The following is an 18,350-nucleotide window of genomic DNA, read 5'->3' as shown; positions in this document are numbered from 1 at the left end:
GCGAAGGCTGTTCGAAAAGGAACGGCTGTGATTGCTTCGCGCCGCTGGCCGGTCCATCCTGCACCGCTGCCCGGCGAGGCACTCTCGTCATGGTTGCGGCGAATCGTCGCTCGCTACGGTGCCAGCCTTGACGTTCTCATGTCGGACTTGGGCCATGCACGGGGCGGGCCGGAAGAACTGTACACATTCCCGCCCGCCGGATTCGCTCGCGAGCTGGCACGACGAACCGGCGTTGACCTGTACCGGATTCAGAGGATGAGCCTTAGCGGCTGGACACCCTGGCTCATTGACCAGATGGAACCGGGCCCCGAAGCATTTACCAGCTATACCCGAAAGTTTTCCGTGCTGCTGCCGGCAGGAAGGCTGCGGCCGCGGGAGATCCCCGCGTGGCGGGCATGGCTTCCCTCGCGGCCGGCGTTGCGGGCATGCCCGCAATGTATTGCGACGTCAAACCGCCGTACCCGTACCAGCTGTTGTGGTTTGAAGGTTCTCACTGGGCAGGGCACTGCCATTGACACCACGGCCTCCGCAAAGCTTGGTAAGCCCGGCACCAAAGTCAGCGAACTCTGCAATGAGCTCGGCATCACCCGCCAGACCCTCTACCGGCATGTGTCGCCGACCGGCGAGCTGCGCCCAGACGGCCACAAACTCCTTCACACAAAGTGACCATATGAGGCCCTGATGCGAACGAAGCGAACCAGCGGTTCGCTGCCATCGTGGTGCGGCCCTTGTGGCCCCGGCCAGGATACCCTTCCTGCGAACTGCGGGACATCGCGCCCAAGCTGCTACCGCTTTGTCAGGTGGTCCGATCCGCGCATGCGGACCCCGACGAGGATGCCGGACAGTGCAGTGAGGGCGGCGACGACGGCAACTGCAGCTGGGATGCCGAAGGCGTCAGCGAGGACGCCGGCGAGCAGCGCGCCGACGGCGAAACCGCCGTCGCGCCAGAGTCGGTAGATGCCCACCGAACGCGCCCGCCATTCCGGGTGTGCGACGTCGCCGATTGCGGCCAACAGGGTGGGGTAAACCAGCGCGGTTCCGAGTCCTAGGAAGATTGCGGCAGCCAGCCAGACACCGAAGCTCGTTCCGACTGCGACCATACCCAGTGCCACAGATTGGACAAGCATGCCGCCTACGATCATCCATTTACGGCCGTATTTATCAGACATGGCGCCGGTGACGAGTTGAGCGGCTCCCCAGACGGCGGGGTACACGGCGGCGAGGATGCCTATGCGTTCGACGCTGAGCCCGGCGGTGGCAAACAGGACAGGGAACAGGCCCCAGGCAAGGCCGTCATTGAGGTTGTTCACCATGCCGGCCTGGCTGACCGAGGATAATGACTTGTCCCGGAAGCTGGTGAGGGTGAAGATCTCCCGGTTGCTCAGGTCCCTTTGGGCGCCGGAGTGGGCTGCCGTGTGGCTGCACGCCTCGACCCTGGCATGGTCTCTGGTTTCCTTCGCCGCAAAGATGGACAGGCCCAGGCCGAGTGCGATGTAGGCGGCTCCGAGCAGGAACGGGCCGGGCCGAAGACCGTAGCTCGCGGCAATGTAGCCGGTGGCCAGGGCAGTGGCCGCTACGCCTAGGTAGCCGGCGGCCTCGTTCAGGCCCATGGCGAGGCCCCGCCGGGACGGCCCGACCAGGTCCATCTTCATTACCACAGTGGTGGACCATGTCAGGCCCTGGCTGATGCCGAGGATCACGTTGGCGGCGACGATCCAGCCCCAGGAGGGCCCGAGGATCAGCAGCAGGGGGACGGGGAGTGCGATGAGCCAGCCCGTCACGAGGATGGGTTTGCGGCCGTAACGGTCCGAGAGGGTTCCGGCGAAGTAGTTGGTGGCGGCCTTGGCCACCCCGAAGGCAAGGATGTATGTCAGGGCCGACGTATACAGGTCGAGGTGGAAGACCTGTCCGGCCAGCAGCGGCAGGATGGTGCGCTCCTGTCCGAGGGTGCCGCCGACGAGGGCGTTGACGGTGACCAGGAGCATAAACTGGGCCAGGTTCTCACGCAGGCCCAGGGTGAGCGCTGGCCGGGAGGGGGTGCCGTGTGGCCCGGGGCGCTGCGGGAAAGAGGTGCTGCCGGATTTCACGGATGTACTCCAGATGTCGGAACGATGGCCGGAGCAAAGCTCTGGCGGTGGCCGGGTTCCCGTACCGCCGCCAGAGCTTTGCCTTCATGTCGCGCTACGCGCTGCTGTTTTTGTTCTAGTTGCTGGAGACGGATTCGCGGGCCTGCTGCCAGGCGTTCCAGGCGGCGTAGCTGCCGTCGAGTTCAACGACGTCGTACCCGGCGCGGCGCAGGGCGCTGGCCGCCACGGAGTTCCGTACGCCGGACTGGCAGTAGGAGACGATGGTACCGCCGATCGGCAGTTCATCCAGGTGCCACATGATCCGGCCCCCGCTGAGCTGGTACGAGCCCGGGACATGCCCGGCGGTGTGCTCGGTCTTGTTGCGGACGTCCAGGACCATGGCGGCATCGAAACCGTCGATTTCCTCGGGCTGGATCAGCTTCGGTGTGAAGGTGGGCAGCCCCTCGATGCCGGTGACATAACCGGCCACGTTGTCGATGCCCACCCGGACCAGGTGGTCCCACATGTCCTGCGCCTGTTCCTGGTCCTTCGCCAGGAGCACCAGCGGATTCTTGTCGGTCTCGGGGTTGACCACCCAGGCGCCGTGGCTTGCCACCGACTTGCCGGACGGAACGTTCAGGGACCGGGCCACTGTGCCTTCGTGGACCTCGGCGTTGGAACGGGTGTCGATGAACGTCAGGGTGTCCTCCGCCAGGCCTGCGGCGACGATTTCGGTGGAGAGCTCGGACAGCAGGGTGCGTTCGCCCATGACGTCCGGGCCGACGCGGTTTTCACGCTTCATCCGGCCGAAGTAGGCGTGCGCGTCCGGCTGGCCATCCAGCAGTTCGTCGATGAAGCCCTGTTCATCGTTAGCGGCCAGGTAGGGGCCCCACCAGGCGTACAGGCGTTCGTAGCCCACAGTGGAGGACGGGATGGCGCCCAGGGCCTTGCCGCAGGCGCTGCCCGCGCCGTGGGCGGGGTGGACTTGGACGTAGTCCGGCAGGGTGAGGAACTTGTCGCGCAGGCTGGCGAAGAGCTGCCTGGCACCCAGGAAGCGGGTGTCGATCCCGCCGGCTGCTTCATCCAGCAGGTCCGGCCGGCCCAGGTCGCCGGAGAACACGAAGTCTCCGGAGAGCAGGTAGCCGGGTTTGTCGCTGAACGCGCCGTCGGTGACCAGGAAGGACAGGTGCTCCGGGGTGTGCCCGGGGGTGTGGACGGCCTTGATGCTGATGTTGCCCAGGGTGATGGTGTCGCCGTCGTAGAGCCGCTCGCCGTCGAATTCGTATTGCCAGTCCGGTCCGCCCTCGCCGGAGACGTAGATCTTTGCCCCGGTCGCGGCGGCAAGTTCGCGGGTGCCGGAAAGATAGTCGGCGTGGATGTGGGTTTCGGTGACGGCCACGATCTTCATGCCGTTCTTCGCGGCGAGATCCTGGTACACCGCGATGTCGCGGCGGCCGTCGACAACAATGGCTTCACCCTTTGCCTGGCAGCCAATCAGGTAGCTGGCCTGGGCGAGGTCTTCATCGTAAATGCGCTCGATAAGCATCTGGTGCTCTCCTTCGGGGAGGGGTGGAGGGAAATTTTTTCGGTGTGCTCGTAGCGGGGTATCCCCCCGACAATCCGTACGTGCGTCAGGCCTGCTGCCGGGCATCATTAGCCCGGAGTTTGTCCATGTCCAGGTTCTTTACGGCCTGGATGATCTCTTCCAGGCCGGTCGCGTTCAGGGCTCCGGGCTGGGAGAAGACCAGGGTCTTATCCTTGAAGGCCATCAGCGTGGGGATCGAGGTGATGCCCGCAGCTGCGGCAAATCCCTGTTCGGCGTCCGTGTCGACCTTGGCGAAGGTGATGTCCGGGTGCCGTTCGGCAGCGTTCCCGTAGGTGGGTGCGAACATGCGGCAGGGACCGCACCATGCCGCCCAGAAGTCAACGAAGACGATCTCGTTGCTCTCCAGGGTCTCGGCGAAGCTCTGTTCGGTGACGTCGATGGTTGCCATGATGATTCGTATCCTCTCGGGTGGGTGGTTGGATTCGGGCAGGGCTCAGGTGGTGGGGAGTCCGGCGCGGGTCCAGGCGACCATGCCGCCGGCCATGGTGTCCGCCGAAAAGCCGGCACCGTTGAGGGCGTCAGCCACGGCGGCGCTGCGGTTTCCGCTGCGGCAGACCGTGATGACGGGGACTGCCGGGTCCAGTTCGGACAGGCGTGCCTGCAGCTGGCCCATGGGGATGTGCAGGGCGCCGGGGATTATGCCTTCGGCGACTTCGAAGTCCTCACGGACATCGAGGATGCGGGCAGTGGAGCTACGCTGATCGGCTTCGGTGATGGTGATTTCGGCCATGGGATTCTCCTTCGGAATATTGTGGGCTGTTGTTAGCGGACGGGTTCGCCGGCCTGGCGCCAGGCCGCCATGCCGCCGCGGAGGGAGTAAGCGTCGTAGCCTTTAGCGGCTAGCAGCCGGGCCGCGGAGGCGGACCGTACCCCGGAGGCGCACACGGCGATCACGGGACGGGCTTTCTGGATCCCTGCCTGGCTGCCCTGCAGCCGGTCCAGGGGGATGTGCTTGGCTTGGGGCGCGCGTCCGGTGCGCCATTCCTGGGCGGACCTGACGTCGATCAGAGTGGCGCCGGCCCCCAGCAGTTCCTTGGCCTGGGCGACGCTGATGGTCCTGGAGGGCTTGCTGAAGGCCTTTTTGAGGGAATCGATCAGTCCCATGGTGTTCTCCTATTTGGTGTGGTCAGGCGTTGACGGTGCCGGCGGTGACCCATACCGCTACGGCGAAGATGAGTACCGCGAATGAGATGCGGATGTGCTTGTCCTTCAGACGGCGGGCCAGCCTGGCGGCGACGAGTGAACCGAGGATGGCCGGGACCGCGAACGCCAGGGTGGTGGCCCAGTCGATGGTGTAACCGGCAGCGTGGGCACTGAATCCGGCGGCGGAGTTGATGACGATGATCGCCAGGGACGTTCCGACAGCCTGCTTCATGCGCAGGCCAAGGAAGATGGTCAGCGCGGGGGTGATGAGGAAGCCCCCGCCCACCCCGAGCAGTCCGGTGAGGAAGCCCACGAGCAGCCCTACCCCTATGGCCTTCGGGGCGCAGGACCGGAAGGCCCGGTGCGGCCCCGTGCTGCAGGACCCTTCGGATTCGCGCGGCTTCCTGAGCATCCGGATGCCCGCTGTCACCATGATCACGGCGAAGGCCAGCATCAGGATGTTCGGGTCCAGCAGCCGGCCTACGGCCGCACCGCCCCAGGCAGCAGGGATGCCGGCAGCCCCGACCAGTGCGATGACCGGCCAGTTCAGGCCCTCCCGGACCCGTGGCAGCAGGGAGGCCAGCGAGGACACCCCCACCACCAGCAGCGAGGTGGGGATGGCCTGGGCCGGGCTCATGCCCACCCCATACACCAGGGCCGGAACCGCGATGATCGACCCGCCGCCGCCCACTACGCCCAGGACGATCCCGACGACGAGCCCCAGACCCAGGGCGGGAATCACGCCGCGGCGTCCTCTTCAAGGGCCGGCGCGGGAAGCCGCAGGATGGCGCTTTCGCGGGTGGGCTCCGTGGCGGCCTTGTTCCACGGCATGGCCGAGAGGGCCTTGCCCATGGCGCACGTGTTGGTGGCGGCCGAGAACGTCAGGCCGGCTCCGATGGCCCCGGCCAGCATGCGCACCTTGGGAGAGACGAACCTGCCCCCGGCCAGGCCCAGCACCACCAAGGAACCGGCAGCCAGGCGGACCTGGCGTTCCAGGTCCCAGCGGTCCTTGCCCTTGACAACATCGCCGCCCGCGGCAGCGAACCCGGGAACACCGCCCGTCAGGACGTAGGCGCCGTCGATCCCTGACTTGCCGAGGCGCTGGCGTGCCTGCTCGGCGCGGATGCCGGACTGGCACACCAGGACCACGCGAGAACCCAGCCGCGCGGCGAGCTCGTCGGTGTGCTCGGAAAGCAGCGGAAGCGGCACATTGTAGGAGCCGCGGATGTGCATGGACTCGAATTCAGCGGCGGAACGCACATCAATCACCACCAGGTCCTGGTGTTCCTTGAGCCAGGACTGGAGGGCTGCAGGGGCGAGCGAGGTAACGGCAGGAGCCGAGGAGGGGGAAGTCATTGCTGGCCTCTCGATAGGTAAACGTGAATACCCCACCGAGTATCACAGATACCCCCAGGGGTAGTCAATACACCCAGGGGGGTATATGCTTGGGGGCAGCACCCCGATGATGGAGAACCCCTTATGGAACTGAACCCAACTGAACTCACGCCTGTGATCAACCGCCTCAAGCGCGCACAGGGCCAGCTCGCCGCCGTCACCCGCATGCTGGAGGAAGGCCGGGACTGCAAGGACGTCGTTACCCAGCTCGCGGCCGTCTCCAAGGCCCTCGACCGCGCCGGCTTCGCCATCATCGCCACCGGCCTGGAGCAGTGCATCGTCCAGAAGGACGAAACCATGGACCGGAAAGAGCTGGAAAAGCTCTTCCTGTCCCTCGCCTGACCAGTCCGCCCGGACACCGTCCTGCAACTTCGAGGAGCACCATGACGTACACGCTGGCCACCACCGTTGCCCTTCCCTGGGCCGAAGCACTGGAACGCACCCGGGAGGCCCTTGCCGCGCAGGGGTTCGGGATCCTGACGGAAATCAACATCCGGTCCGCCTTCGAAGCCAAGCTCGGCCCCGAAGCCGCGGACGCCGTCGGGGATTACGTCATCCTCGGCGCCTGCAACCCGACCCTCGCCAGCCGAGCTCTCGCCGCCGAGCCGCAAATGGGTGCCCTGCTGCCGTGCAACGTGGTGGTACGCCGGAACAGCCTCGCGGACTCCACCACGGTGGAAGCCATCGACCCGCAAACCATGGTCCAGCTCAGCAACACTGCCGCCGTCAAGGAAGTGGCGGACGACGCCGCCACGCGCCTTCGCAAGGCCATGACCGCGCTCGGGGAAGCAACGGAGTAAATGATGCCAATGAACCAAACGACCCCCGAAGCCACGAAGGCGGGAAACGGCAAGGGCCTTCTCATTCACGCCGCTGGTCCGCTTGAACAGGACGCCCTGGCCGGTATTCTCCGCAGCGCCGCGAACGCCCGCGCAGCACTGCACCCTGAGACCGGCATTGAAGTGGTTGTCCAAGGGCCAGGCGTCAAACTCCTCGCCGCAGGCTCCCCAGCCGCCGAAGCTGTTAGCGACGCCCGGCAACTGGACGTGAGCATCCTCGCCTGCGGCAACAGCATGCGCTCAGCGGGCTTGGAAGAAAAGGACCTCACCCCCGACGTTGGCACAGTTCCCGCGGCTATCGCCCACCTTGCCCAGCGCCAGCGGGACGGCTGGGCCTACGCCAGGCTTTAACAGCAGGCGGATCTCTGGATGCCTCCCCCCACGCCGGACAGAGGAGTCAGATTTCCTACATGTTGACGTGCACCCTGTGCAGACGACTTCGGATAATCCGCGCAGTTACTTTCAGAAGCTGGCTGGAGGGTGAAAGGCTTGCAGCTGAACGTTTACAACGCTAGTGCCTCGGACGGGTTCTTCAAGGCCAAGGCTGTGCAGATGCAGAGCTGTCCGCTCAGGCGCGGACGCTAGAGGAAATCCCTGACGCGGTCCGCTCCGCGGCCGCTGCCGTCACCGGGCAGCCGGCCAACCTTTTCGACGTCGTCATCGACTTCTAACAGGACCCGGGTCCACGTTTTTCATTAGCGTTCAAGCGTCGGCCCCAACAGCGAAGAGGAGTTCCGACATCCGCTCAACGACGCCACCAAGTAGCCAAGCCCTGCTACTCACCAGCCCCAAGTACACTCGCAGAACCGGTTTCAGTCAAACACGCCTCGAATCCGTGCAGAGGGCTTTGGACATTCCGTGCAGTCGACTTCTGAAAATGACATTAGCCTGAGGTCTTGCTCTCACTTCGCTGAATTTGACGATCATCACGCGGGCCCCATTCTCCTAACCCGCAGGTGACAGGGTAACGTTTTTCATATGTCTGACTCTCGTGCGAACGTTCCTGCTCTCGGTACCCTTCTGACCGCCATGGTCACCCCGTTCACCAAGGACGGCGAAGTTGACTACAAGCAGGCAGCGGAACTGGCAGTCAAGCTCGTTGACGACGGCTGCGATGGCCTGGTGGTCACCGGAACAACGGGGGAGACGTCGACGCTCACCGACGAGGAAAACCTCGGCATGTTCCGCGCCGTGAAGGAAGCTGTGGGCGGTCGCGCGGCAATCATCGCGGGCACGGGAACCAATGACACCGCGCACTCGGTGCACCTCTCCCAGGAAGCCGCGAAGCTCGGCGTCGACGGACTCCTGATCGTCACCCCGTACTACAACAAGCCGAGCCAGGCCGGAGTCCGGGCCCACTTCGAGGCCATTGCGTCCGCCACCGAGCTCCCTGTCATGCTCTATGACATTCCCGGACGCTCCTCCATTCAGATCACGCCGGAGACCATGATCGGCCTGGCCGCCCACCCCAACATCGTTGCGGTCAAGGACGCCAAAGCCGACTTCGCCGCAGCCACCAGGGTCATGGCGGAAACCGACCTTCTCTTCTACTCGGGGGACGACGGCCTGACCCTCCAGTGGATGGCCATGGGTGCGGTCGGCCTGATTGGCGTCACCACCCATGTCGTCACCCGCCGTTTCCGTGAGCTCATCGACGCCATCAACGCGAACGACCTGGGCACGGCACGCAAGATCAACTTCGATCTCGAGCCCGTGATCCGTGCAACCATGACCCGGGTCCAAGGCGCAGTCGCCGCCAAACAAATTCTTAAATGGCAGGGAGTCCTGCCCAACTCGGTTGTCCGTTTGCCCCTCGTGGAGCCGGACGCCGCCGAGATCGCAATCATCCGCGAGGACTTGGCGGAAGCTGGAATGGACTTCACTGTCTAGAAGGATTCCGCCGGAAAGTAGCGCATTATGACCCAAACCGCCCTTCCCGGACTTGTCACCCCGCCCAAACTTCCGCAGGGAACACTCCGGATTGTGCCCCTTGGCGGCCTGGGGGAGATCGGCCGCAACATGGCTGTTTTCGAAATCAACGGCAAGCTGCTGGTGGTTGACTGCGGCGTGCTCTTCCCTGAAGAGACCCAGCCGGGTGTCGACCTGATCCTGCCCGATTTCTCGTACATCGAGGATAGGCTGGACGACGTCGTTGCCATCGTCCTGACGCACGGCCACGAAGACCACATCGGCGCTGTGCCGTACCTGCTGCGCCTGCGTCCGGACCTGCCGTTGGTCGGTTCCCAGCTGACGCTTGCCCTCGTTGAGGCCAAGCTCCAGGAACATCGGATCAAGCCGTACACGCTCACGGTCGCCGAAGGACAAGCGGAGCAGTTCGGTCCCTTCGAATGCGAATTCGTTGCCGTCAACCACTCCATTCCGGACGCCTTGGCCGTCTTCATCCGCACCGCCGGCGGCAACGTGCTGCACACGGGCGACTTCAAGATGGACCAGTTGCCCCTCGACGGCCGCATCACGGACCTGCGTCACTTCGCCCGCCTGGGCGAAGAAGGGGTGGACCTGTTCATGGCCGACTCCACCAACGCGGATGTCCCCGGCTTCACCACGGCGGAGAAGGAAATCGGTCCCACCCTGGACCGCTTGTTCGGCCAGGCCAAGAAGCGGATCATCGTTGCGTCCTTCTCCTCGCACGTGCACCGGGTCCAGCAGGTGCTGGACGCTGCCGCCAAGCACGGCCGCAATGTCGCCTTCGTGGGCCGTTCCATGGTGCGCAACATGGCTATCGCCGCGAAACTGGGCTACCTTGACGTCCCGCCGGGAATCCTGGTGGACATCAAGAACATCGACAACCTTCCGGACCACCGCGTGGTCCTGATGTCCACGGGATCCCAGGGCGAACCCATGGCGGCCCTGTCGCGGATGGCCAACGGAGACCACCGCGTGGTGGTCGGCCAGGGCGATACCGTCATCCTGGCTTCGAGCCTCATCCCGGGCAACGAGAACGCGGTCTACCGGATCATCAACGGGCTGCTCAAGCTCGGCGCCGACGTCGTCCACAAGGGCAACGCCAAAGTGCACGTCTCCGGCCACGCCGCCGCCGGAGAACTGCTCTACTGCTACAACATCCTCAAGCCCCTGAACGCCATGCCCGTGCACGGCGAAACCCGGCACCTCATCGCCAATGGCAACCTGGCGGAAGAGTCCGGCGTGCCCTCGGACCGCGTCATCCTCAGCGACAACGGCACAGTTATTGACGTCAGGGACCACAAAGCCAATGTGGTGGGCCAGGTGGAAGTGGGCTTCGTCTATGTGGACGGCTCCAGCGTGGGTGAAATCACCGACGCCGACCTCAAGGACCGCAGGATCCTGGGCGACGAGGGCTTCATCTCCGTTATCACCGTGATCAACCGGACCACAGGCAAGATCGTCTCGGGCCCGGAAATCCACGCCCGCGGCGTGGCCGAAGACGATTCCGTCTTTGACGAGATCATCCCCAAGATCAACGCGGCCCTTGAAGACGCAGTGCTACACCACGCGGACCACACCAACCACCAGCTCCAGCAAGTGGTGCGTCGCGTGATCGGCACGTGGGTCAACCGCAAGCTTCGCCGGCGCCCCATGATCATCCCGTTGGTCTTGGAAGCTTAATCCCGGAGGCATGACTTCCGCAGGCACAGCCAGTCTGACGCCCCGGTGTCAGGCTCCGAACGGCCCGGTTCAGGCGAACCGGGCCGTTCGTGTTTCAGGACCGGCTCGCCGCAAAACAGGGTCCGCAGATTGTTCAACAGGGGCAACATGGTTCCTCCGCGCCCCTGAAATCCGCGGGTTTCCGGACGGCTTGGGGTAGCGTGGCCGATATGGCGACTCGTACTACCTCCGCGCCTAGAGGCAGCTCCAATAGCAAATCCGGCGGCTCGGGCAGCGGCCGGACCCCGGCCAAGACCGGCAGGAGCGGCACAGCCACGGCCCGCGGCAAGCAGGCCGCCGTCGTCGAACCCCAACAGCCGTGGATCCAGCGCGCGCTTGCCGGTGTTTGGCTGGGGATCGGGCACGTTGTGGGTGCGGGCATCCGCCGGATCGGCCACGACGTCAGTGACCTTGATCCCCTGGACCGCCGGGACGGCGCCGCGCTTTTCAACCTGGCACTCGGTGTCTTCATAGCCACCTTCGCCTGGTGGGGCTTCAAAGGCTGGTTCCCGGATGTTGTCTTCAGCATCGTGAATGGAACCTTCGGCTGGGTATCCCTGCTTCTTCCGCTCATGCTTTTCGTCTGCGCTTTCCGGCTCTTCCGGCAGCCGTGGGACAGCCGTGGCAATAACCGCGTGGGCATCGGCTTCCTGATCATGACGTTCGCCGGCACCGGCTTGGCCCACATTATCGGCGGCCAGCCGACTGTCGCCGATGGCTTCGAGGGCCTCCGCCGCGCGGGCGGGATGCTCGGCTTCCTCGCGGCGTCGCCTCTTGCCGCCATCCACCCCGTGGTCCCCGTCATGGTCTACGGTGCCCTGGCGTTTGTGTCCCTCCTGATTCTCACCGCCACGCCCTTCGGCGCCATTCCCCGGCGTATCCGTGGCGCCTACGAGCACCTCATGGGCGTCGACCTGGTGGATCCGGACGCGCAACGCGGCGATTCCCATGACCGCAGCTACCTCTACGAAAACGAGGTGGCGGTCGAACCGAAGAAGAAGCGCCGCAAGCGGTTCTTCGGCAAGGACCACGACGACGACCCCACGCTCGAGGGCTATGTCGGCGACGAGGCCTTCGAACACGCAATCGTCGACGACGATGCCCCTCCCGCAAAGGGCGGGCCGTCCGTGCCGCCAGGGGTACGCCGACCGACCCAGGCCGAAATCGCCGTCGAGAAGATCAAGGCCGCCCAGGGACTCGGAAGCCCGAAGGCGGCTGCGGACAACGCCACCGAAGCGATCCCCCTGGTCGCGCCGACCGCCGCCGTCCCCCCTGTTATCGTGCCTTCGGCACCGGTCGGCCCGCCCCCGCCCCCGACGCCGATTCCGCAGCGCACCGAGCAACTTTCGCTTGCCGGCGATGTCACCTACACGCTGCCGTCCTCGGACAACCTGACCCCGGGTTCCATCCCGAAGGAGCGCACGGAAGCGAACGACGCCGTCGTGGCCGCACTCACGGACACCCTGCAACAGTTCAATGTGGACGCTACCGTCACCGGCTTCAGCCGGGGCCCGACCGTGACCCGCTACGAGATCGAACTTGCTTCCGGCACCAAAGTGGAGCGCGTCACGGCGTTGTCCAAGAACATTTCCTATGCCGTGGCGTCGAGCGACGTACGTATCCTTAGCCCCATCCCGGGCAAGTCGGCCATCGGCATCGAGATCCCCAACACGGACCGCGAGACTGTGTCCCTCGGCGATGTCCTGCGCAGCCAGAACGCGCGGCGGACCGATCACCCCATGGTGATGGGCGTCGGCAAGGACGTCGAGGGCGGCTACGTCGTCGCGAACCTCGCCAAGATGCCGCACTTGCTCGTGGCGGGTGCTACGGGTGCCGGTAAGTCGTCGTTCGTGAACTCGATGATCACGTCGATCCTGATGCGCGCGACGCCCGATGAGGTCCGCATGGTCATGGTGGACCCCAAGCGCGTCGAACTGACCGCTTACGAGGGTGTTCCGCACCTCATCACGCCCATCATCACCAACCCCAAGAAGGCGGCCGAGGCGCTTCAATGGGTGGTGCGTGAAATGGACGCCCGCTACGACGACCTCGCCAAGTATGGCTTCAAGCACATCGACGACTTCAACAAGGCCGTCCGCGCCGGCAAGGTTGTTCCGCCGGTTGACTCCAAGCGCGTCATCAAGCCCTACCCTTATTTGCTGGTGATCGTGGACGAGCTCGCCGACCTCATGATGGTGGCCCCGCGCGATGTCGAAGACTCGATTGTCCGAATCACCCAGCTCGCCCGTGCTGCCGGCATCCACCTGGTCCTGGCCACCCAGCGTCCCTCGGTTGACGTCGTCACCGGCCTGATCAAGGCGAACGTCCCCTCGCGTATGGCGTTCGCCACGTCCTCTGTCACCGACTCCCGCGTGGTCCTGGACCAACCGGGCGCGGAAAAACTCATTGGCCAGGGTGACGCGCTCTTCCTGCCGATGGGCGCCTCCAAGGCGATGCGCGTGCAGGGCGCCTGGGTCACCGAGTCTGAAATCCACCGCGTGGTGGAGCACGTCAAGGGCCAACTCAAGGCCGTCTACCGCGACGACGTGGCGCCCGAGGCGCAGAAGAAGCAGATCGACGACGACATCGGAGACGATCTCGAGGTCCTGCTTCAGGCGACCGAACTCGTGGTCACCACCCAGTTCGGCTCTACGTCGATGCTGCAGCGCAAGCTTCGCGTCGGCTTCGCCAAGGCCGGCCGCCTCATGGACCTCCTGGAGTCGCGCGGCGTCGTTGGTCCGTCGGAGGGCTCCAAGGCCCGCGATGTCCTAGTCAAGCCGGACGACCTCGCTCCCGTGCTGGCGGCCATGAAGGGCCAGGAGGCTCCGGCTGCGCCCGACGCGCACACGGCGGCCCTGAGCGAGAACGCGAACGCGAACATCGCCGTCGGAGGCTACGCAGAGGACCTCGTGGCCGCCGATCTCGAACGCCGCAAGCAGGTCACGGAATACCACGACGGAGCAGATGGCATCGATGACGAGGACGAGGGCGGCGAAGACGCCTGGTCATTGACCGGACGGTAGCCTAGAGGGGTGACTACATCCGACGGCAGCAAAGCCGGTTCCAGCAGCTCCGATATCTGGAACCTGCCCAACATCCTGACGATGCTTCGAATTGTCCTGGTCCCGTTCTTCGTTTGGTTCCTTCTGGAGGACAACAGCCAGCACGGAATCTGGCGCTGGGCCGCCGTAGTGGCCTTCGCCGTGGCCATCTATACGGACAAGCTCGACGGCGACATCGCCCGGAGCCGCAACCTCGTCACCAACTTCGGCAAGATCGCGGACCCCATTGCCGACAAGTTGCTGATCGGATCGGCACTCGTCCTCCTGTCGGCGCTGGGGGAGCTGCCGTGGTGGATCACCATCCTCATCCTCGTGCGCGAATGGGGCATCACCGCCTTGCGCTTCTTTGTCATCCGCTATGGGGTGATGCCGGCGTCGCGTGGCGGAAAGCTCAAGACCGCCGTCCAGACTGTCGCGATCTTCCTCTACATCCTGCCGTTGAATTCTTTCGCCCCGTGGCTCGTCAGCGTGGCCTTCTGGGTCATGATCGTCGCTCTCGTCATCACAGTGTGGACCGGCGTCGAATACGTGATTGAAGCCGCAAAGCTTCGCTCGGCCGGAAAGCGCGCATGAGCCCTACCGCTGATGACGTGGCCGCTTCCGCCGTCGCCCTCGCCATCGAGCGGGGCGTCACAGTGGCTACCGCGGAATCCCTGACAGCCGGGATGGTTGCCGCCACCCTCGCTGATACTCCTGGGGCGTCAGGGATGCTCCAGGGCGGGGTCGTCGCCTATCAGAATGCGGTCAAGGCCGGAATCCTGGGGGTCTCCGAGGACCTGCTTTCCGCGGTCGGATCCGTCGACGCCGAGGTGGCCGCGGCTATGGCCGACGGCGCCCGACGCGCGTGCGGGGCCGACGTCGGGGTCTCCACCACGGGAGTTGCGGGGCCATTGCCGCACGACGGGAAGCCGGTTGGTACTGTCTACATTGGTGTCGCCACGTCGGGCGGAGCCGCGGCTCATGCCTACTCCTTTCGGGGAGATCGGCCAAGCATCCGTGCGCAGGCAACGAAAGCCGCGCTGGAGCGCTTGTTTGAGTGCCTTGCCCATGCCGACCTACCGCACGTAAAGTAGCCGGGAACAAAAACAGCGGCCCAATAGTTGTTACATTGTGTCGCCCCGGAATGGCCGGGGCGCCTAGGATGTAGAAAACAACCGGTGCACCTGCAAGGTGAACCGGACTCACGAGGGAGCAAGGCGATACAGATGGTTAAGCAGCCCGTATCCATAAACGGCGTTGTCCGCTGGAAGGATGTGGGCTTGGCCGAGAAGGCACCGAGCGAACAGAAGGAGCGCAAAATGGTTGTACTGCGTCACGAAATTGGTGATGTCCTGCGCGATGTCCGCCAGCGCCAGGGCCGTACGCTCCGCGAAGTCTCGCACAGCGCCCGCGTTTCCCTTGGCTACCTGAGCGAAGTTGAGCGCGGCCAGAAGGAAGCATCCTCAGAGCTGCTGTCCTCGATCTGCTCGGCGCTGGACGTTCCGTTGTCCGGCATGCTCCGCGAGGTCAGTGACCGGGTTGCCGTCGCCGAAGGCGTCGCAGTTCCGGACACCGTCCCGCAGGAATTCGCGCAGCGCTACGGCCGCGATCTCGACCGCGAGCTCAGCGCCGAACTGAACGACGATTTCACCCAGGGCATGCTCTCCGGAGCCCGCTAGACGGACCTGGCTCCGGTACCCAGTTGCCGGAGTACGATCCAGCACGTCGCTGCAGGGATCTGTTGCGCCGAATTAGCGGCACATACTTGAAGCAAAGAAGGAGGGCCTCCATCTGGAGGCCCTCCTTCTTTGGTCTTCTGTGGCTTGGCGCTCAGTCCTTGCCGGTTCCTTCGCCGTAGGCCGCGTTGAGCCGTTCAATGTAGTCAGCCAGCGTCTGGATTTCTTCCAGCGGCCACTCGCCCAGGCGTTCCCGGAATACCTGCCGGCGTGCGTCCTGGACCTGGTGCATCTTTTCTTCGCCCTTGGGGGTGAGCCGGATCGATTGTGCGCGGCCATCCTGGGGGTCGGCTTCTTTGTAGACCATGCCGATGCTCTCGAGGAACGCGATCTGGCGGCTCACCGAGGGCTTCCCGACGCCGATACACGAGGCAAGCTCCGTGAGTCGGATGGGACCCTCCTTGCGGATGATCGACAGCAGTCCGTAAGCGGCTGGTTCCATGTCGGGATGGACCTGGCGGGATAACTGGTGGGACAGCGATCGGGCGCGTCGCCAGAACATGCTCAGCTGGTGTTCCACCTGCTGGAGGGCGGCGTCGACGTTGTCGCCTGCCTCCACCATCTCTGGCGCGTCGTCGGAAGTGTTGCTCATGACAACCATTCTAGAGTCCGCTCCCATGAGAGACTCTATTGGTGCGGATCAGTGACTTCTGGCGGCTGATGGACGATGAATTCGGGGCTGGATACTCCCGGGTCCTCAGCAGCTCCCTTGTATTGGCCGGCGTCGGCGGCCGTACGGCAGACGACGCCTTGGCAGCGGGCTACAGCCCCCGCGACGTCTGGCTTGCCCTGTGCGACGTCCAGGACGTTCCTCCGGAGCGACGGCTCGGCAGGGACATCAAGCCCGCGGACAAAGCGGCCGGAACGTTCTGACTTCCGGTTTCTGGCGGACACGCCCGCAAATTTGTTCGAATATCTGTTCGGATGAGGCTATGCTCCTTTCAGAGGAAAATTGACCCTAGCGGACCATTTTTCGCATCATTCGGATCCTGTGGTTTTCCACATAGACGAAGTCGCACACAAGATTGTCAGCGGCTCGTACTAGCGTCGGATGAGACAGGAAAGCGGCCGTTCAGGCCAGTCCACAGCGAGAAAGCATCAGAGGTGTGAACCATGGCGGCAAATCAGGATCGTGAGAAGGCGCTCGAGGCAGCGCTTGCCCAGATCGACAAGCAATTCGGCAAGGGCTCGGTCATGCGCCTTGGGGACGAAGTCCGGGCGCCGATCGAGGTCATTCCGACCGGTTCCATCGCCTTGGACGTCGCTCTTGGCATTGGCGGGTTGCCTCGTGGCCGTGTCGTCGAGATCTACGGTCCGGAATCCTCCGGTAAGACCACCGTCGCGCTTCACGCGGTGGCGAACGCCCAGCGCCAGGGCGGCATCGCAGCCTTCATCGACGCCGAGCACGCCCTCGACCCCGAGTACGCGGCAAAACTGGGCGTCGATACCGACGCGCTACTGGTTTCGCAGCCGGACACGGGTGAGCAGGCGCTTGAGATCATGGACATGCTGATCGGCTCAGGTTCCTTGGACGTCATCGTGATCGACTCCGTCGCCGCTTTGGTTCCCCGCGCTGAAATCGAAGGCGAAATGGGTGACTCCCACGTCGGCCTCCAGGCACGTCTCATGAGCCAGGCCCTGCGTAAGATCACCGGCCGGCTGAGCCAGACCAAGACGACCGCTATCTTCATCAACCAGCTCCGTGAGAAGATCGGCGTCTTCTTCGGTTCCCCGGAAACAACCACCGGTGGTAAGGCCCTCAAGTTCTATGCCTCCATCCGCATCGACGTCCGACGCATCCAGACGCTGAAGGAAGGCGCGGATTCGGTAGGTAACCGCACCAAGGCCAAGATCGTCAAGAACAAGATGGCTCCGCCCTTCAAGATCGCGGAGTTCGACATCATCTACGGCCAGGGCATCTCCCGTGAGGGCGGCATCATCGACATGGGCGTCGAGCACGGCATCATCAAGAAGTCCGGTTCATGGTTCACCTATGACGGTGACCAGCTGGGGCAGGGCATGGAGAACTCCCGCCGCTTCCTGCGGGACAACCCGGAGTTGGCCGCGGACCTCGAACGGCTCATCAAGGAAAAGCTTGGTGTCGGAGTAGTCAAGCCTGCCGAAGCCGAGAAATCTCCGAAGCTGAAGGCCGTTGACGGCTAAGCGCCAGGGCCATTCCCGGTCCTGGGGTCCGTCTGCGGATTCGTCCGTAGCAGCAGACCCTGAAGCCAATCCGGAAGCAGTTGCCCGGGCCATTGTGCTCCGCCAACTCACCAATTCGCCCAAGAGCAGGCTCCAGCTTGCGCGCAAGCTGGCTGAGCGGAGTGTGCCGGATGATGTGGCCGAAGCCGTGTTGGACCGCTTCGAGGAAGTCCGGCTCATTGATGACGCCGATTTCGCCGAGATGTGGGTCCGCAGCCGTGCACAGTCGAGGAAACTCGCCCGGGGTGCCTTGCGGCGCGAATTGGCGGACAAAGGCATCGACGCCGAAACGGCCGAGAAGGCCCTCGCGCAGGTGAGCGATGACGACGAGCGCACCGCGGCCAGGGACCTGGTCGCGCGCCGTCTGAGGGCTGGAACAGACCTTTCCGACAGGACCGAGCGCGACAAGCAAACCCGGCGGCTCGCGTCGATGCTTGCCCGCAAGGGCTACCAACCATCGGCGGCGTTCCGGATTGTTGGGGAGGTCTTGGACGAAGCCTTGGCAGGGCAGCCGGAGTCCCACAGTGCCGGGGCGCACGGTGGTCCTGAAGCAGATGACATCGGCTAGGCGACGTCGCCCGGGAAACTGAGAGCTGCCTGTGAGTCTTGTCCCGGGCGGCGGGTTTAGGTGGCTTCTTGGTGGCCGTCGGCTAAGGTTCTGGACTAGTGTTCCG

Annotated in this window: 21 protein-coding genes; 13 read left to right on the top strand and 8 right to left on the bottom strand. The window is 64.5% G+C overall.

The features are described 5' to 3' along the window. Positions 1–27: 27 nt before the first annotated feature. Complete coding sequence (locus QRN59_RS18585; protein ID WP_502871084.1) at positions 28–666, top strand: TniQ family protein; 639 nt, start codon at positions 28–30, stop codon at positions 664–666. A gap of 119 nt (positions 667–785) precedes the next feature. On the opposite strand, the gene QRN59_RS18575 is transcribed toward QRN59_RS18585, so the two are convergent. From QRN59_RS18575 to QRN59_RS18545, 7 genes are all read right to left on the bottom strand, one after another. Next, a complete protein-coding gene (locus tag QRN59_RS18575; RefSeq protein WP_284984075.1) occupies positions 786–1,985 on the bottom strand; it encodes an MFS transporter in 1,200 nt (399 codons plus the stop codon). Positions 1,986–2,202: 217 nt separating this feature from the next. Next, positions 2,203–3,612, bottom strand: coding sequence for an MBL fold metallo-hydrolase (locus tag QRN59_RS18570; protein WP_284983939.1), 1,410 nt, complete (start codon positions 3,610–3,612; stop codon positions 2,203–2,205). 85 nt (positions 3,613–3,697) lie between these two features. Continuing rightward, positions 3,698–4,060, bottom strand: coding sequence for a thioredoxin (trxA, locus tag QRN59_RS18565; RefSeq protein ID WP_284983938.1), 363 nt, complete (start codon positions 4,058–4,060; stop codon positions 3,698–3,700). 45 nt (positions 4,061–4,105) lie between these two features. Next, a complete protein-coding gene (locus tag QRN59_RS18560) occupies positions 4,106–4,402 on the bottom strand; it encodes a rhodanese-like domain-containing protein (protein WP_284983937.1) in 297 nt (98 codons plus the stop codon). 32 nt (positions 4,403–4,434) lie between these two features. Then, entirely contained in the window at positions 4,435–4,776 is a 342-nt protein-coding gene (locus QRN59_RS18555) for a rhodanese-like domain-containing protein (RefSeq protein WP_284983936.1), read from the bottom strand. 22 nt (positions 4,777–4,798) lie between these two features. Further along, a complete protein-coding gene (locus QRN59_RS18550; RefSeq protein WP_284983935.1) occupies positions 4,799–5,557 on the bottom strand; it encodes a sulfite exporter TauE/SafE family protein in 759 nt (252 codons plus the stop codon). Further along, on the bottom strand, positions 5,554–6,171 hold the full coding sequence (locus QRN59_RS18545) for a rhodanese-like domain-containing protein (RefSeq protein WP_284983934.1): 618 nt from the start codon (positions 6,169–6,171) through the stop codon (positions 5,554–5,556). The genes QRN59_RS18550 and QRN59_RS18545 overlap by 4 nt, the downstream gene beginning before the upstream one ends. A 123-nt stretch (positions 6,172–6,294) precedes the next feature. Between QRN59_RS18545 and QRN59_RS18540 the strand changes: the two genes are divergently transcribed. From QRN59_RS18540 to QRN59_RS18500, 9 genes are all read left to right on the top strand, one after another. Then, a complete protein-coding gene (locus QRN59_RS18540) occupies positions 6,295–6,552 on the top strand; it encodes a metal-sensitive transcriptional regulator (RefSeq protein ID WP_012630939.1) in 258 nt (85 codons plus the stop codon). A 41-nt stretch (positions 6,553–6,593) separates the two neighbouring features. Continuing rightward, positions 6,594–7,010 carry a DUF302 domain-containing protein gene (locus QRN59_RS18535; protein ID WP_284983932.1) on the top strand — a complete coding sequence of 139 codons (417 nt, stop codon included), beginning with the start codon at positions 6,594–6,596 and terminating at the stop codon, positions 7,008–7,010. 9 nt (positions 7,011–7,019) lie between these two features. Continuing rightward, positions 7,020–7,400: a DsrE family protein gene (locus tag QRN59_RS18530; protein ID WP_284983931.1), complete on the top strand. Its 381-nt coding sequence runs from the start codon at positions 7,020–7,022 to the stop codon at positions 7,398–7,400. A 627-nt stretch (positions 7,401–8,027) separates the two neighbouring features. Beyond that, the gene (gene dapA, locus QRN59_RS18525; RefSeq protein ID WP_284983930.1) at positions 8,028–8,939 is read left to right on the top strand and encodes a 4-hydroxy-tetrahydrodipicolinate synthase; all 912 of its coding nucleotides are present in this window, start codon (positions 8,028–8,030) and stop codon (positions 8,937–8,939) included. Between the two features lie 27 nt (positions 8,940–8,966). Beyond that, complete coding sequence (locus tag QRN59_RS18520; protein ID WP_284983929.1) at positions 8,967–10,658, top strand: ribonuclease J; 1,692 nt, start codon at positions 8,967–8,969, stop codon at positions 10,656–10,658. Between the two features lie 209 nt (positions 10,659–10,867). Then, positions 10,868–13,720: an FtsK/SpoIIIE family DNA translocase gene (locus QRN59_RS18515; protein ID WP_284983928.1), complete on the top strand. Its 2,853-nt coding sequence runs from the start codon at positions 10,868–10,870 to the stop codon at positions 13,718–13,720. Positions 13,721–13,729: 9 nt separating this feature from the next. Further along, on the top strand, positions 13,730–14,332 hold the full coding sequence (gene pgsA / locus QRN59_RS18510; protein WP_234753121.1) for a CDP-diacylglycerol--glycerol-3-phosphate 3-phosphatidyltransferase: 603 nt from the start codon (positions 13,730–13,732) through the stop codon (positions 14,330–14,332). After that, positions 14,329–14,832, top strand: coding sequence for a CinA family protein (locus QRN59_RS18505; RefSeq protein ID WP_284983927.1), 504 nt, complete (start codon positions 14,329–14,331; stop codon positions 14,830–14,832). Before pgsA ends, QRN59_RS18505 begins: the two co-directional genes overlap by 4 nt. 132 nt (positions 14,833–14,964) lie before the next feature. Continuing rightward, positions 14,965–15,417 (top strand): helix-turn-helix domain-containing protein, encoded by a 453-nt coding sequence (locus QRN59_RS18500; protein WP_059387810.1) that lies wholly within the window; start codon positions 14,965–14,967, stop codon positions 15,415–15,417. A 151-nt stretch (positions 15,418–15,568) separates the two neighbouring features. On the opposite strand, the gene QRN59_RS18495 is transcribed toward QRN59_RS18500, so the two are convergent. After that, a complete protein-coding gene (locus tag QRN59_RS18495; RefSeq protein WP_284983926.1) occupies positions 15,569–16,066 on the bottom strand; it encodes a MarR family winged helix-turn-helix transcriptional regulator in 498 nt (165 codons plus the stop codon). Between the two features lie 41 nt (positions 16,067–16,107). On the opposite strand from QRN59_RS18495, the gene QRN59_RS18490 reads away from it, so the two are divergent. The 3 genes from QRN59_RS18490 (at position 16,108) to QRN59_RS18480 (ending at position 18,244) form a co-directional block, all read left to right on the top strand. Further along, the gene (locus QRN59_RS18490) at positions 16,108–16,347 is read left to right on the top strand and encodes a DUF3046 domain-containing protein (RefSeq protein ID WP_284983925.1); all 240 of its coding nucleotides are present in this window, start codon (positions 16,108–16,110) and stop codon (positions 16,345–16,347) included. A gap of 240 nt (positions 16,348–16,587) precedes the next feature. Continuing rightward, complete coding sequence (recA, locus tag QRN59_RS18485; RefSeq protein WP_234753124.1) at positions 16,588–17,637, top strand: recombinase RecA; 1,050 nt, start codon at positions 16,588–16,590, stop codon at positions 17,635–17,637. Next, entirely contained in the window at positions 17,627–18,244 is a 618-nt protein-coding gene (locus QRN59_RS18480) for a regulatory protein RecX (protein ID WP_284983924.1), read from the top strand. The genes recA and QRN59_RS18480 overlap by 11 nt, the downstream gene beginning before the upstream one ends. The last annotated feature ends 106 nt before the right edge of the window (positions 18,245–18,350 follow it).

Origin of the sequence: Arthrobacter sp. efr-133-TYG-118 (assembly GCF_030209755.1) — a bacterium.
GTDB lineage: Bacteria > Actinomycetota > Actinomycetes > Actinomycetales > Micrococcaceae > Arthrobacter.
Note: the sequence above shows the minus strand (reverse complement) of the source record. Positions and strands in the feature narration are given on the sequence as shown.